This is a genomic window from Pseudoalteromonas sp. CR1 (genome assembly GCF_019392235.1).
Taxonomy (GTDB): domain Bacteria; phylum Pseudomonadota; class Gammaproteobacteria; order Enterobacterales; family Alteromonadaceae; genus Pseudoalteromonas.
On record NZ_JAHXRM010000476.1, the window covers coordinates 1 to 249 of the forward strand.

The 249-nt window shown below is 64.7% G+C and carries 1 protein-coding gene; it reads right to left on the reverse strand.

Annotated features, from left to right (window positions below):
- Window positions 1-249 (reverse strand): cell division protein FtsQ/DivIB (locus KZZ04_RS20210; protein ID WP_219424037.1); only part of this gene is annotated, 249 nt, incomplete at both ends.

Consider the following 249-nt stretch of genomic DNA (forward strand, 5'->3'; position numbering starts at 1 on the left):
GGCGTGCGATGGAGAAGCCCAGTGGCCGCAGCATCTGGCTCAAGGCCTGGTACTGCTGCATCACTTGCTGTTGCGCCCGCTGCGGCCCGAACAACTGCGGCAGGTGCTCGTAGTTGGCCAGTTCACGCGGGGTGAACGCCTGACCCTGGTTGTTCAACAGTGCGCCATCGCCCCAACGGGCAACAGGCAATTGCTCTTCCAGGCGGATCGTCACCTGGTCCGGCCATACGCGGCGGACTTCGGCATGCG